General features: G+C 37.7%; 13 protein-coding genes. 3 read left to right on the top strand and 10 right to left on the bottom strand.

What is annotated here, in order from left to right; all coding sequences use genetic code 11:
• Positions 1-189 precede the first annotated feature (189 nt).
• Positions 190-3,594 (top strand): glycosyl transferase family 2, encoded by a 3,405-nt coding sequence (locus tag CA265_23655; protein ID ARS42489.1) that lies wholly within the window; start codon positions 190-192, stop codon positions 3,592-3,594.
• A gap of 172 nt (positions 3,595-3,766) precedes the next feature.
• Positions 3,767-4,234, top strand: coding sequence for a hypothetical protein (locus CA265_23650; protein ARS42488.1), 468 nt, complete (start codon positions 3,767-3,769; stop codon positions 4,232-4,234).
• Here CA265_23650 and CA265_23645 read toward each other — a convergent pair.
• Both CA265_23645 and CA265_23640 read right to left on the bottom strand, forming a co-directional pair.
• Positions 4,231-4,710, bottom strand: coding sequence for a 2-C-methyl-D-erythritol 2,4-cyclodiphosphate synthase (locus tag CA265_23645; protein ARS42487.1), 480 nt, complete (start codon positions 4,708-4,710; stop codon positions 4,231-4,233). The genes CA265_23650 and CA265_23645 overlap by 4 nt on opposite strands.
• A 22-nt stretch (positions 4,711-4,732) precedes the next feature.
• Positions 4,733-5,920, bottom strand: coding sequence for a hypothetical protein (locus CA265_23640; protein ARS42486.1), 1,188 nt, complete (start codon positions 5,918-5,920; stop codon positions 4,733-4,735).
• A gap of 670 nt (positions 5,921-6,590) precedes the next feature.
• Here CA265_23640 and CA265_23635 point away from each other — a divergent pair.
• Positions 6,591-8,240, top strand: a complete 1,650-nt coding sequence (locus CA265_23635; protein ARS42485.1) for a gliding motility lipoprotein GldJ — start codon at positions 6,591-6,593, stop codon at positions 8,238-8,240.
• A 186-nt stretch (positions 8,241-8,426) separates the two neighbouring features.
• Here the strand turns inward: CA265_23635 and CA265_23630 are convergent, their stop codons facing one another.
• The 8 genes from CA265_23630 to CA265_23595 form a co-directional block, all read right to left on the bottom strand.
• Complete coding sequence (locus tag CA265_23630) at positions 8,427-8,927, bottom strand: acetyl-CoA carboxylase biotin carboxyl carrier protein subunit (GenBank protein ID ARS42484.1); 501 nt, start codon at positions 8,925-8,927, stop codon at positions 8,427-8,429.
• Between the two features lie 3 nt (positions 8,928-8,930).
• Entirely contained in the window at positions 8,931-9,551 is a 621-nt protein-coding gene (locus tag CA265_23625) for a hypothetical protein (GenBank protein ARS43110.1), read from the bottom strand.
• Between the two features lie 89 nt (positions 9,552-9,640).
• Positions 9,641-10,345: a 16S rRNA (uracil(1498)-N(3))-methyltransferase gene (locus CA265_23620; protein ARS42483.1), complete on the bottom strand. Its 705-nt coding sequence runs from the start codon at positions 10,343-10,345 to the stop codon at positions 9,641-9,643.
• Between the two features lie 8 nt (positions 10,346-10,353).
• Positions 10,354-11,778: a hemolysin gene (locus tag CA265_23615; protein ARS42482.1), complete on the bottom strand. Its 1,425-nt coding sequence runs from the start codon at positions 11,776-11,778 to the stop codon at positions 10,354-10,356.
• Entirely contained in the window at positions 11,778-12,329 is a 552-nt protein-coding gene (locus CA265_23610) for an inorganic pyrophosphatase (GenBank protein ID ARS42481.1), read from the bottom strand. Before CA265_23610 ends, CA265_23615 begins: the two co-directional genes overlap by 1 nt.
• 2 nt (positions 12,330-12,331) lie before the next feature.
• A complete protein-coding gene (locus CA265_23605; GenBank protein ARS42480.1) occupies positions 12,332-12,991 on the bottom strand; it encodes an alkaline phosphatase in 660 nt (219 codons plus the stop codon).
• 47 nt (positions 12,992-13,038) lie between these two features.
• Positions 13,039-14,409 carry an NADH-quinone oxidoreductase subunit N gene (locus CA265_23600; protein ARS42479.1) on the bottom strand — a complete coding sequence of 457 codons (1,371 nt, stop codon included), beginning with the start codon at positions 14,407-14,409 and terminating at the stop codon, positions 13,039-13,041.
• 3 nt (positions 14,410-14,412) lie between these two features.
• Positions 14,413-15,876: an NADH-quinone oxidoreductase subunit M gene (locus tag CA265_23595; protein ARS42478.1), complete on the bottom strand. Its 1,464-nt coding sequence runs from the start codon at positions 15,874-15,876 to the stop codon at positions 14,413-14,415.
• Positions 15,877-15,879: the final 3 nt, after the last annotated feature.

Here is a 15,879-nt window from a genome sequence, read left to right as displayed (position 1 = left end):
AACCTTAACCACCTTAAACTCTTAATGATGTAAAGATTCAGAAGACTTCCTATTCCCCTGATAAATAGAGAGATAAAATCAGCATTTCAAAACAGGCCAGACGATCAATCATCTTAACCATTCCAATTTAGCATTCATACAATCTTCATATTCGTTAGTGACATTTGATTAATAAATCAGAAAAGAAAAATGTCCGGAAAACAAATATTTCAAACTGAGACTAAAAGACGCTGGCACACCTTTACCTGGGTAAGCCGCACATTTTTTTTAGTTTTCATAGGCGCAATTATCTGCGTGGTGTATACCCTATCATCGGTACAGGCACCAAATTTGCCTTTTATAAATACCAATACACCCTTAACGGAAAAACAGTTAGAGAAGTTAAAAAAATCGCAACAGTATCGGGATTTCACGATCGAAAAGTCGAAGCTTCAAAAAATTAAAAGAGACCGGGAGCATCGTATTTTAACCCATCGCGGCAACAGCAAACGCATAAATATGGCTTTTTATGTGAGCTGGGCTTCCACAGTGAGCAAATCATTACCCGATCTTAAAAGGAACATCGGCCATTTGGATATGGTGGCTACAGAATCTTTCTTTTTAAACGGCGATTCTATTGTTGATAAAGCAGATACAGCAGCTTTAAAAGTAATCCATAAAGCTAAAAAATCGGCTATTGCAGTGGTTTCGAATTACAATAAAGATCATTGGGATGGTGCAGCGGTAAGGCGGTTATTAAATGATCAGCCCGCGCAGCAAAAACTCATCTATGATTTGATTGCCATTACCAAAAAATATGGTTACAGAGGAATTAATATCGATTTTGAAGAACTGAACCTCGAGAACAGCGACAGTTTTAATGCTTTCATGAAAAACCTTTATGGCCAGTTTCATGCAGAAAAACTGATTGTTTCTCAGGATATTTCACCAGAAAACGATGATTATAAACCCGAAATTCTTCAAAAATATAACGATTACATTGTATTGATGGCTTATGATCAGCATACCGAGCAAAGTAATGCGGGCGATATTTCTCATCAGGAATGGGTGGAAGAAAAACTGGATGATATTTGCAGTAAAGTTGATGCCAGCAAAGTAATCCTGGCCCTGGCTTGCTACGGTTACGATTGGCCACAAAATAGTGTGGGTAAATCAGTAACCTACGAAGATGCCATGACCAGTGCTGTTAATTATAAAAGTAAAATAAACTACGATCCGGCTTCTGCCAACTTAAACTATACTTACAACGATGGCAGTGGAATAAAACATGAGGTTTACTTTACTGATGCGGCAACCTATTTTAATTTAATCCGCAAGGCTGATGACTGGGATATTGCTGGCATAGCCTTATGGCGTTTAGGCTCTGAGGACAAACGTTTATGGTCTTTTATTTCTAATGACCTTAGTCTGGATACTTTAAAGAAAAAACCATTCGATTTACGCAAAATTGCCTCATTAAACATGGGAGGCATCTCCTACTTGGGCGATGGCGAAATTCTGGATCTGATTTCTACCCCCACACCAGGCAGCGTGAAATTCACTTTAAAAAAAGACAATTTCTCTATTGCTGATCAAAAATATACCCGACTACCAGAGCAATACGTAATTAAAAGGTTTGGAGAGGCCGATAAGAAAATCGCCTTAACCTTTGATGATGGTCCCGATCCGGTTTACACACCACAAGTATTAAATATTTTAAGGCAGGAGAAAGTGCCTGGCTGTTTCTTCGTCGTTGGCATTATGGCTGAACAGAACATGGAACTGTTGAGACAGGAGTATAATGATGGTTATGAGATTGGAAACCATACATTCTTCCACCCTGATATGTCGGCCATCGGACCAAGACGGGTAAAGTTCGAGCTCAATGCTACCCGCAGGTTAATTGAAGCCGTTACAGGCCACAGTACAATTTTGTTCCGTGCACCATTTAACGCCGATGCCGAACCCCAAAACATTTCCGAAATTTTGCCGGTTGCCCAGAGCCGTAAAGAGAATTACATCAATGTTGGTGAATATATCGATCCTGAAGATTGGGAACCTGGAAAAACTGCTGATCAGATATTTAATGAAGTAGTGAAGCAGCAGGACAATGGCAATATTCTTTTATTGCACGATGCAGGCGGAAATCGCGAAGCGACTGTTGCCGCTTTACCCCGGATTATAAAATTCTTCAAAGCCAAGGGTTATACCTTTACAACAGTTGGCGATTTAATGGGTAAAAAAAGATCAGAGCTGATGCCTGCAGTAAAATCTACCGCAAACAGTGGTTTTTCAGGCTCCGGTGATTATTTTTTCATCAACTTCTTTTACTACGGCAACATGATTTTAAACATCATCTTTTCCGTAGCCATTGTACTTGCTATTTTGAGGACCATTTTTATTGCTTATCTGGCGATCAGGCAGCGAAAAAGGGCAAAACAGCATGCCGGCAAGTTGATAACAAATCCTTCAGCAAAAGTGAGTATCATCATTCCAGCTTATAATGAAGAGGTTACTGCTGTGCAAACCATTAATAGTCTTTTAAAAACCACATATCCCGATTTTGAACTGATTTTTGTAGATGATGGTTCAAAAGACAAAACCTTTGAAATTATTGACCAACATTTTGGTAACCATCCACAGGTAAAGGTTTTCCGCAAGGCTAACGGTGGTAAAGCTTCGGCTTTAAATTATGGCATATCAAAGGCCAGTGCTGACTTTGTAGTGTGTATTGATGCCGATACCCAGCTAAAAGATGATGCAGTAACCGAACTGATGCGTTATTTTTATAGCGACCAAATTGCGGCAGTAGCTGGCACGGTGAAAGTTGGAAATGCCAACAACATTATTACCAAATGGCAGTCTATTGAATATATCACTGCACAGAATATGGATAGGCGTGCTTTCGACTTATTAAATACCATTACGGTTGTACCAGGAGCAATTGGCGCTTTCAGAAAAAATGTGATTGTAGAAATCGGCGGATTTACCATTGATACACTTGCCGAAGACTGCGATTTAACCATGCGTATTTTGAAAGCCGGTTATCGTGTAAAAAACTGTGATACTGCAATTGCTTACACTGAAGCACCAGAAACGGTGAACATGTTGCTTAAACAACGTTTTCGCTGGAGTTTTGGCGTAATGCAAAGCTTCTGGAAAAACAGAAAAACACTACTGAATAAGAAATATGGTTATTTTGGAATGGTAGGCATGCCAAATATTTTGATCTATCAGATCATTTTACCATTATTTTCGCCATTGGCCGATCTTTTCATGTTTATCTCCTTAATTAGTGGTTTATTCTCATTAAGTGCCATCAATAATTTAACCCTAACCGGATTTTCAGGAATTTTAAGCCTGCATAATGGTTTTGGTCAGGTGCTTTTCTATTACATTATTTTTATTGTTGTAGATATGATTTTTGCAGCTATGGCCTTCCGCATGGAAAAAGAGAAGTACACGAATTTACTTTACATCTTCCCGCAACGGTTTTTTTGGCGACAGTTAATGTATGTTGTACTATTCCGCTCGTTCAGAAAAGCCATAAAAGGTGAGCTGGAAACCTGGGGGACGTTAAAGCGGACGGGGAATGTTAAAGAGCAGTTGGCGTAATATTTATCGCTGCGTCACCCTGAATTTATTTCAGGGTCTTAATGGAAAGACTATTTAAAAAGAAGCCAAGTTTTTTGAAACTTGGCTTCTTTGTTCGCCATCTACCCCTCACCCCAACAAAAAACATAAACAATTCATAACAAGCTATTTAAAAAAAACATTATTATTGTTAATGGAAAAATCTAACCAAATACCATTTTCATTTAAAAAGGTTTTATTGATTACACTTATTGCCGGAACATTAGATGGATTGGCAGCAGTTATATTTTTAGGAAAGATGAATTTTATGGGTGTATTTCAATACATCGCCAGTGCTATTCTGGGACCAGCAGCTTTTAGCGGAGGAATTAAAACAGCCCTTATTGGCCTGGCACTCCATTACTTTATTGCTTTTAGTTTTGCCTTAGTTTATACCATAGCATCAACAAAAACCACTGTTTTACGAAAGAATATCATCCTATCAGGAATAATCTATGCCATTATTGTTTGGACGATCATGACGCTATTGATTGTTCCGCTAACCAAAATACCAGCGGCACCATTTAATTACGAACGGGCAATTTTAAATGTGGTGATTCTGATTTTCTGTATAGGCTTACCTATTTCTTACTTAAGCGCCCGAAATTCTAGTGTAAATTAAGGTTTTTCTATCAGGCAGACCGCATAAGAAACAACGCCTTCTTCCCTGCCGATAAAGCCCATTTGCTCATTGGTAGTTGCTTTTATCGAAATATCGTCAGTAGATATCCCAATGGCTTCTGCAATATTTTGTTGCATGGCAGGAATATGGGGATTAATTTTTGGTGCTTCTAAACAAAGCATAGCATCGATATTGCCAATTTGCCATCCTTTTTCCGCCAGCAATTTAACCGTTTCCCTTAATAAAATGATGCTACTGATGCCTTTCCACCGATCATCGGTATTTTTAAAGTGAAAACCAATATCACGAAGATTGGCTGCACCTAAAAGTGCGTCGCAAATGGCATGAAGCAAAACATCAGCATCCGAATGCCCAAAAGCACCTTTATGATGATCTAATGTAACCCCACCAACAACAAATGGATGTTGATCTTTTAACTGATGTACATCGAATCCGAAACCTACTCTAATTTTCATCTATATTTTGCTTTAGTCTTTTTTATCTTTTGCTTTTATTCTCGCCAAAGTTAAACAATAGACCAAAACGTAAGGTATTTGCAAGCGGACTAGTTTGTGCATTTGCAATTAAATAAGAGAAATCGATATTAAAAACATTGTATTTTAACCCAACGCCCAAGGTAAAGTAGCGGCTATCGCCTTTCATTGGGCTTTGGTAGTTGTAACCGGCCCTAACCGCAAACTGCTGGTTATACCAATATTCCAATCCTGTAGAAATTCCAACTTCTTTTAATTCTTCACTAAAACCACCAGGGGCATCAGTAAATGAACCAAAAATACCTGCTGGAACGGAGCGGTTTGGATCTTTTCCGCTGACAATGTTATTGTTCGAATCGTATATGGGTTGTGTTGGCACCAACAATTTATTAAAATCGAGTGCAAAGGTTAAGGTACTAAAATCGTCCATCGTAAAGGTAGACGCCCCTCCCAGTTTAAAATTGGTAGGTAAAAAGAAATTTTCTCCACCATCAGAATAGCTCATTTTCGTTCCGATGTTGGAAATATTGGCACCGGCAGAAAGAACAGCCTGTTTGCCAAATAACGTTGTAGTCGTTTTATACAATCCCGAAACATCAACTGCTACCGCATTTCCGCTGTGCACTTGTCCGGAAGATGCAAACTGACCCGAAACTAAATTTGAATAGATATATCTTAATGAAGTGCCCAGTGAAAACTCTTTACCAAAATTACGGGCGAAAGAAACATCAAAAGCCAACTCATTTGGATTGGAAATGCCCAGGTCCTGTTGGTTGATATCAGTAAGCTGGATTGAGCCTAAAGAAAAATATCTTAAAGATGCACCAATGGTATTGCGGTCATCCAGTTTGTAAAAACCACTTAAATAAGCCAGATTAATATCAGGCACCAAACTTTTTAACCATGGGCTATATGAAACTGAAAAACCATAAGGTTTATCTAAAAAAGCAAGTTTAGAGGCATTAATACTGGCTGAGTTTACATCACCTGCAACGGCCACGCCAGCATCGCCCATTGCGCCGGCACGGGCATCGGGTGTGATCAGCAGAAATGGAACTGCTGTTACTATATTGTTTGCCTCGCTACCATTTGTTTGGGTATTGCCTATGGTTACCTGAGCATTTGTTTTACCAAACACCAAGGCCATTGAGAGTGCAGAAAAAGCAAGTTTACTGATGTACTTGAAATTCATCCTTTAAAGGTACGTAATTTTAGATTTTGGTATTTAGCAATAACTGGAGAATATATTCTGTAACGCAAAACCAAAACTTATATTTCACCAAATTACGAATTCTATGATTATTTACTAATTAAACCTACGATTTTTACATACCTGCGTGACTACACAAAATATAAAGCTATAATTAATAAGCACTTAGCATTGTAATTCAGGTGTTTTATTTTTTCTGTAAAAAAATATTAATTCAATTTATCAATTTGATCTTCGCAATCTTTAAATCAAATATGGATTAATTTATTTACAACACTATAAATTTGTACGCTACTCTTTTATGTGCTAGTGATCCCAAAATGTAGAAATATTAATCATTCATATGGGCTGAACCTTAATAAATGTAATTATACCTAATAGCTTCATAGCTTATTTACTCCAAGCTCTGATGACCAATTTATCTTTTTATCTTGCTTATTTATAATTATTTAGCCTAATTTTAACTTAAAAAGTAAACAGACACAATACGCTTTAAAATAATACGTTATCACTCAAAAATATAATCGATATTTTATTATCACATTATTTATATATTCATTTAAAATTGTTTAATTTTATCGGTTGAATCCCCATGGGGACGATATTACCAACGAATTATATGAAAAAACTATTACTATATTCTTTTACTTGTTTGTCATTAGCCGCCCTACTTACGAGCTGTAGCTCAAAAGGAGGGAATAGTTCCAGCAAAACAGGTATTCCTTATGCCGATAGGAAAAGCAAAAATAACCAATCTGGTGCTTTTGCTGTAGCTACTCAATATAAGAGAGCTCCGGGGCCTGGCTTAATTCCAATCGAAGGTGGAGTTTTAGTTGTTGGTGGTAGTGCCATCGAGGTTGCGGGTGTTGAACCAAACATTTACAATTACAAAAGACAGGTTACGGTACCATCTTTTTACATGGATGAAACTGAAGTATCGAATACCGATTGGTTAGAATACTTACACTGGATCAGATATAACTATCCTGAAGATCGTGAGTTTTATTATAATGAGCTTCCTGATACTTTAGTATGGCGCCGTGCATTATCTTATAATGAGCCTTATGTAGATAACTATTTAAGACACCCGGCTTACCGTGATTACCCTGTTGTAGGTGTTTCATGGGAGCAGGCATCGCGTTATTGCGAGTGGAGAACTTCGAGAGCTAACGAATTTATTCTACGTGAAAAAGGAATTTTAACTGATTATAAGACATTAGCCGGCAATGGAAAAAGCAATACTGCTACTACAGCAGCGGCAACTCCAAAACCAGACAAACCTTTTAATACTGATGCCTATTTAAATGGCCAGTATGATGACAAGGGAAAAAATGCTCCAATCGATTACAATACAAAATCTGGTGCTGCAACAACTACAGCTGGAGGAACGGCAGCTGCAGGTACTGGAAGAAATAACCAGCCTAGAAGAAATGCAACACTGGAAGATGGTGTAATTATGCAACCTTACCGTTTACCAACAGAAGCAGAGTGGGAATATGCTGCTTTGGGTTTAATTGGCAATACAGAATACGAAAACATCAATCAGAATAAAATTTACCCCTGGAATGGTTTAGGTGTTAGTTCGGCTAAAAAGAAAACCAGAGGTATGATTCAGGCCAACTTTAAAAGAGCACCTGGCGATTATATGGGTGTTGGCGGTTCGTTAAATGATAAAGGAGATTTAACTGTTCCGGTTATTCAATACACTCCAAACGACTTCGGCTTATACAACATGGCTGGAAACGTGAATGAATGGGTTAATGATGTTTACAGAACAGGTACATTTACCGATGCAGATGCATTTAACCCTTACCGTGGTAACTACTTTACTAATAAAAAACTAGAGGATTCGCAAAACGGAAAAATTGCATTGGACAAATATGGCAATCCGATTAAGGAAAATGCTTATGCCGGAAGAAAACAAACCTGGGCAGAAAAACAAGCGCAGGCAAAACGTTCTGATTCGATTTCAAAATCGACTGATCCGCAATCTCCGGTTGCATCAACCAGCTATCAGGCCGATCAAAGAGGCTATCGTGACAGACAAAACACTTTATTAAATGAAGAAGGTGTAACATTGGTAAACGATAAATCAAGAGTTTACAAAGGTGGGTCCTGGAATGATATGGCTTACTGGTTAAATCCGGCAACTCGTCGTTTTATGCAACAAGATGAATCATCAGCTGAAGTTGGTTTCCGTTGTGCCATGACGATGCTTGGCGCTCCTGAAATTAGCACTGCAGGCAAAAGAAATTTCAAAAACCCTCCTCAAAAACCTTACCGGGTTAGCAGAGGTAAATAAAAAAGAAAAGTCCCGACATTAAATCGGGACTTTTTTTTTACAGTTATATTTTGGTATATCTAACTTGAATAATTCAACCGAAATTCGTCATCTCGACTGAAACGCAGTGGAATGGAGAGATCTATCTAAACAGATTTCTCGACTTTGTTTCACTCCGCTCGAAATGACGTACTTCAGAGGCAAAAATTATTTAAACTGAATCAAAATCTGATTCTTCTCCACCTTATCGCCCTGTTTAATCAAAACTTTCTTTACTACGCCATCAGTTGATGATTTTAGGATGTTTTCCATTTTCATGGCTTCCAGCACCAGTAAATTATCCCCTTTCTTTACCTCGGCATTTTCTTCAACCAAAACCTTTAGTACCAAACCAGGCATCGGGGCTTTAATTTCTGAAACTTTATTAGCCGTTAAATTATCGAGGCCGAGTTGTTTTAACAAAACATCAAACTGATCTTCGATGCTAATCTGGTAGATATTACCGTTTACTTTTACTTTACAGGTTTTATCTGCTTTGTTCAGCTCAACGATTTCGGTATTAAAAGATTTATTCTGATATAAAACATGAGTATTGCGATTACTCATCGTACTTAAATCAAGCTGAACCGGATCTCCATTTACCAGCAAGGCCGATTCGTTATGTTCAATTTCGAATAAAAACTGGTCGTTTACTTTTACTTTATACATTCGCTACTGAGTTAAAGCGTACTGAACTAAATTTGCGCCCATTTTTAGCGCCTTTGTCCTTGTTTCCTGCGTATCTTCAGGATAAGTGCCAAAGTCTTCCCAACCGTTCCCTAAATCGCATTCAAAGGTGTAATAACAAACTACTCTTCCCTTATATATCAATGCAAATCCCTGAGGTCTTTTATTATCATGTTCATGGATTTTTGGCAAGCCTGCGGGAAACTTAAATTTCTGGTTATACACAGCATGGTTTGCAGGCAATTCAACAAAACTTAGTTCTGGAAATACTTTTTTCATTTGCGGACGGATAAATTTATCCAATCCATAATTATCGTCTATATGAAGAAAACCACCGCCGGTAAGGTATTGCCTTAAATTTTTAATTTCCTGATCGTTAAAAACCACGTTTCCGTGTCCAGTCATATAAACAAAGGGGTAATTAAAAATTTCTTTTGAGCCTACTTCAACGATGCTTTCTTCTGCATAAAAATTAGTTTTCAGATTGGCATTACAGTAGGCAATTAAATTAGGCAGGGCTGTTCTATCGGCATACCAATCGCCGCCACCATTATACTTTAATTTGGCCATCCGGTAGGTTGGCGGTAACGAACTAAAAGCAGACAGCACAAAGCAAAAAGCTAAAAGGCCAAGGCCAAAAGCAATAAACCTGAATTTCGGAAACTGAAAACTAAAAACTGAAAACTTCAAATTGATTATCGGTTAAGGTAATTGATTTCAAAACAAACAGATAAAGCAGCCGTTTCTGTGCGCAACCTGTTATCACCTAAAGTTAATGCTTTAAAGCCTTTGTTCAAAGCTAAATTAACTTCATCAGGTGTGAAATCTCCTTCCGGACCAATAAGAATTAAATATTTTTGATGTGGAGCTACTAATTTGGATATATATTCTTTCTCTCCGTTATCGATACAATGCGCTATTAGTTTTTCACCATCAAATGATTCTTTTAAAAAAGCATCATAAGAAATAGCATCATTTAATTTGGGATGATAAGCTTTAATTGACTGTTTTACTGCAGAAGTGATCACCTTAATGAGGCGGTCTTCTTTAACTACCCTGCGCTCCGATCGATCGGTAATAATTGGTGTAATTTCATCAATCCCCAGCTCTGTTGCTTTCTCTAAAAACCATTCGATACGGTCGATATTTTTGGTTGGTGCGACAGCAATATGCAGGTAATGGTTTCTTTTATGAAACTCCCTTTCTACTTTTAAAATGCTTAAAGAAACTTTTTTTGGATTATCGGAAGTGATTTCAGCTGTATAAAAACCACCTTTCCCATCAACGAGGTTAACAATCGAGCCTACGGTCAGGCGAAGGACCCTCACGCAGTGTTTACTCTCTTCTTCGTTAAGTGTATAGGTATTTTGGGTTATATCTGGCGTGTAAAAAATATGCATAGTTGAAATTAATGATTATCAACCATATCTGCTTTATTGATCACCAATTCTAACTTGATTGTTTCGATATTCTGCTCTGTCTTCTTAAGGATAGTAAACAGATAACCATATGATTCGTTGCTTTCGCCGACCTCAGGGATACGTTCAAAAACGTGAGAAACCAATCCGCCAATGGTATCGAAATCTTCATCCTCTGGTAAATCGTGAGGCAAATGTTCATTCACATCATATACAGTAGCGAACGCATTTACGATAAACTCATTGTCAGACACTTTTTCTACCAGTGGTTTTTCCTCATCGTATTCATCCTGGATTTCTCCTACAAGTTCTTCAACTATATCTTCTAAGGTAACCATACCTGCTGTACCGCCAAACTCGTCCAATACAATAGCAATCTGTATGCGGTTACTTTGCAGTTCGCTCATCAGATCGTTGATTTTCTTTGTTTCTGTAACGAAATATGGTTTTCTGATGATATCGTTTAAGGTCCAGTGCTGGTTACCTGCGGCAACCAATGGTAAAATATCTTTTGCATGGATAATTCCTACAATTTTATCCATAATATCATCGTAAACCGGCAAGCGGGAATAGCCCTCTTTAATAATCGTATCAATCACTTCTTCTTTTGGAGAAGTTAATTCAATACCCGAAATCTTAGTCCGGGGAACCATGATATTCTTCACTACGCGCTCATTAAAATCGAATACGTTTTTAATCAGCTCATGTTCGTTATTATCTAATGCACCACTTTCTTTACCCTGGTCTAATAAATACTGAAGTTCTTCGGTACTATGCAGCGATTCATGTCCGCTGGAAGTATCAATTCCGAATGGTTTAAGGATAATCGCAGCAAGGCTATTTAGCGTCCAAATGAATGGTCTAAATACCACATAAAATAACTGAAGTGGTATTGAAACGAATAACGTTGTCGCTACAGGTCTTTGGATAGCAAAAGATTTTGGTGCCAGTTCGCCAAATACAATGTGCATAATGGTAATGAGCGAGAAAGCAACAATGGTAGATGCGGTCTGGATAGAAGCTTCGCTTAAACCCCACTCCAAACTATCGAAAAGATTTTTGAAAATAGTATGCATAACGCCTTCACCTACCCAACCTAAGCCAAGTGATGCAAGCGTTATACCAAGCTGTGTGGCGGCCAGATATCCATCGAGATTATGAATAATCCCTTTGGCCATTTTGCCTACCCGACTGCCCGTTTTTGCTTTAATTTCAATTTGTGATGCCCGAACTTTTACAATTGCAAACTCTGCTGCAACAAAAAATCCGTTAAGTAACACCAAAAATAATGCAAAGAATAATCGCCAGCCTACAGAAGTGGTATCAGGTTCTTGTAAAGCAACCAAAACTACGTTTGTGGGCAGGATTGCACTTAGCTCTAAATTTAAAAACAAACAGACCGTGGGTAAATCCATTAAGCTAATTCTCTAAATGTTGTGTTATAAAGTTCTATGCTTTCTTTAATTACTTTATGCGCATAACGAACACCAAGTAAATGTTCGATAGTTACATTTTTATCTTCTAATGCTTTATAATCCTGAAAGAAACGAACAATCTCTTTCATTTGGTGTGGAGGCAACTCATCTAAATCGTTGATGTAGTTTACAGACATATCGTGAGCAGCTACAGCAATGATTTTATCATCTTGTTCGCCATTATCAACCATATGCATCACACCAACTACTTTAGCTTCAATCAATGTCATTGGGTAAACATCTACCGAACAAAGTACTAAAATATCTAATGGATCTTTATCATCGCAATAAGTTTGCGGAATAAAACCATAGTTTGCAGGATACATTACTGATGAAAAAAGAACCCTGTCTAACTTAATTAAGCCAGATTCTTTATCTATTTCGTATTTTGCTTTTGAACCTTTTGGAATTTCAATAATTGCGTTTACAATTTCTGGAACGTTATGTCCAGGAGATACGCTATGCCACGCGTGATGATCGTCTTTTGCCATTTTTAATTTAAATCTGTTTTATCCTCTTCAGGACCACTCACTACTTTACTTTTTACAAAGGTAATTAATAATGGTATAGTTGTAATAAGGATAAAGCCAATAATAATATATAATAAATAATCGTTAATTTCTTTTTCAAATCTTTTGCCTAAAAAATAACCGAGCAAAGTTAAGGAACAGATCCAAAGTACCCCACCCACGACATTATATAAAGCAAATTTTTTAAAGTCTAGTTTTACTACCCCTGCAAAAATCGGTGCAAAAGTTCTAACAATAGGTACAAATCGGCCCATTATTAACGCAAAGGCACCTTGTTTATGATAATAATCTTCAGCGGCTTTTAAATATCTCTTTTTAAAAAAGAAACTGTCTTTTCTGGTGTACAATACCGGGCCGGTTTTACGTCCGAACCAATAACCGGTAAAATTCCCGGAAATGGCTGCAATACATAAACCCGCCAGGAGTACCGCAATGTTCACATCCAGCTTGCCTGTTGCCACAAACATTCCCGCTAAAAACAATAAATAATCACCGGGAAGAAAAAAACCAAAAAACAGGCCTGTTTCTGCATAGATAACGAATACGACTAGATAGAATCCACCCTCCCTCAATAATTTCTCGGGGTCAAGTAGCTGATGCAGGTTATTCCAAAAATCGTGCATATTCAATTATTCGTAAAACTACAAATAATTATTAAACAACAGCATACCTATATCAGGTTTAAAATAATTGCAGGATAAATACCTAAAATTAGTGTAATTGCCACAGAAACCAATAAAACAACTTTGTATTGCACCGGGGTTGAAAGCACTGTTTCTGCGCCGTCTTTAAACCACATGGCTACAATTACCCTAAAATAATAATAGAAGCCAACCAATGCATTTAAAATCGCAAATGCAACCAGTAAGGTTTTATATTCGGTCATTACGTTCAGGAACATTAAATATTTCCCGATAAAACCAGCTGTTAAAGGAATACCTGCTAATGAAAGCATGGCTACAGTTAAACATAATGCAACTAGGGGATTACGTTTAGCCAAACCATTAAAACTTTCGAAGCTATCGCTACCCGTTTTTTGTTTCACTAATATTAACACCGCAAAAGCGATAATTGATGCGAAGGTATAAGCTGCCGCATAAACCAATACGCTGTTTCCAGAGTTTTTGGTTAACACGATAAGCGAAAATAACAGGTAACCAGCATGCGAGATACTCGAGTAAGCCAGCATGCGTTTGAAGTTCTTCTGGAATAGCGCAGTTACGTTTCCGATGAATAAGGTTAAACACACAATCACCATCAGGGGTGCAACCCAAAAATCGTGAAGTGGAGCAAGTGCACCAGCAAATAATCTTAGGAAAGCAGCAAAACCTGCAGTTTTAACCACCGTACTCATGAAGGTGGTAATTAAAGATGGAGCACCTTCGTATACATCTGGAGTCCAGAAATGGAAAGGGGCAGCACCAACCTTAAAGCTTAAACCAATCATCATCAGGATAACACCTGGATAGAATATTGGAGAAATGGCCTGACTATTTACAAGATAAGCCTGTATCTTGTCTAGATCAAATGACCCTGTAGCGCCATAAATCAAGGTGATACCAAATAATAAGAAACCTGTTGAGAAAGCACCCATTAAGAAATACTTTAAGGAAGCTTCGTTAGAGGCAAAATCCTTTTTACGGATACCTGCCAAAATGTATAAACTCACCGACATGATTTCTAAGCCTACAAATAACATGGCCATATTTTTATACGATACCATCATGATCATTCCGGCCAGTGCGAAAAGAATCAGGGTATAATATTCGGCTATGTTATCGCTTTTAGCGTGGAAATAGTTCTGTGTTAATAAAAAGATCAAAAGTGTACCGATAATACAGATTCCGGAAAATGCCAGGGCAAAGTTATCCGTCTGCATCATTCCGAAATGAACAGCATTGCTATTCCATGCACAAAAAGTAAATCCCAGTGCAGTAAGTAAGCCAACAACGGTAAGTGGTAATAATGCTTTATTTGCCTTAAACAAACCTGCATAAAGCACTATAAAAGCTGTTATACTAATGGTTATAATAATATTCATTGCTTAATTTACTGTGTTTAATTTTTGATTTACCTGTTCTAATAAATGTTGTACAGATGCCTCTGTTAAATGCAAAACCGGTTTTGGATAAATGCCCAAAACAATAATTAATGCACATATAATATAAAGAACCAATTTTTCAGTTCCTTTAATATCGGTGAAGGTGATGGTTAAGCTGTTGGTTTCGCCAAGCATTACATTTTGGTACATGCGTAACATGTAAACTGCACCAAAAATAATGGTTAAGCCTGCGATGGCTGCAGCCCAAATGCCGTAGTTGTAAACGCCCATCAGTAATAAAAATTCGCCAATAAATCCGTTTGTTCCCGGTAGTGCTACAGTGCCTAATACGATGATCAGAAAAGTAAGGGCTAACTGAGGTGCTACTTTAGCAATTCCACCCAACTCTTCAATTTTATTTGTTTTAACACGAGAAAAGATAATATCTAAAACGAAGAATAAACCTACTACGTTAATACCGTGACTCAACATCTGCACCATGGCACCTTGCATCCCCTGCTGGTTGAAAGCAAAGATACCTGCAGAAATTAATCCAACGTGGGCGATAGAAGAATAAGCGACTAAACGTTTTGCATCTTTTTGTGTAAAAGCAATTATCGAAGCATAAACGATACCGATGATAGACAAAACAATCGCTACTTGTCCCCAATCATGAACGCCTGCGGGAACAATTGGCAACAACCACCTAATTACACCATAGATACCCATTTTTAACATGACACCCGATAATAACATCGTTCCCTGTGTAGGAGCCGCGGTGTATGTATCAGGCTGCCAGGTGTGGAAAGGAAAAATTGGCATCTTAATGGCAAAGGCAATAAAGAAAGCCCAGAAAATCCATCCCTGTTGTGCACTATCTAAGTTTAAAGCGTAAAAAGCCTGAATATCAAAATTGTGTGCCGGGTTTTGAAGGTATAGGTAAATAATACCCATCAACATAAATAATGAACCTGCAATGGTATACACGAAAAATTTCATGTTGATACTTATGCGGTCTTTTCCTCCCCAGATGGCACAGATAAAATAGATTGGAATTAATGCTGCTTCCCATCCGATATAGAACAAGAAAGCATCCAATGCCGTAAACACCAATAACAGGCCACATTGCATAAATAAAATCAAGGCATAAAATGCAGCCGGATTTTTATACTCGTGATTGTAGCTCGATAAAATAATGATCGGCACCAATAAATTGGTTAGCAATACCACAAGCATGCTAATGCCATCGATACCAGCGTGGAAATTGATACCCAAATCTGCAATCCATGGCAAATTAACCTCAAACTGGGTACTTGCATTTGGGATGAAATTACAGGCGATAACCAAAGCTAAACCTAAAGAAACAACCGAAAATACGGTCGAAACTATTTTAGCCGATTTACCCGCAAATGCAGTAACGATTGCACCTACAAGCGGAAGAAATATAAGTAGTAAAAGTTGTTCCATTAT

This window comes from Sphingobacteriaceae bacterium GW460-11-11-14-LB5, from assembly GCA_002151545.1.
Taxonomy (GTDB): domain Bacteria; phylum Bacteroidota; class Bacteroidia; order Sphingobacteriales; family Sphingobacteriaceae; genus Pedobacter.
Note: the sequence above shows the minus strand (reverse complement) of the source record. Positions and strands in the feature narration are given on the sequence as shown.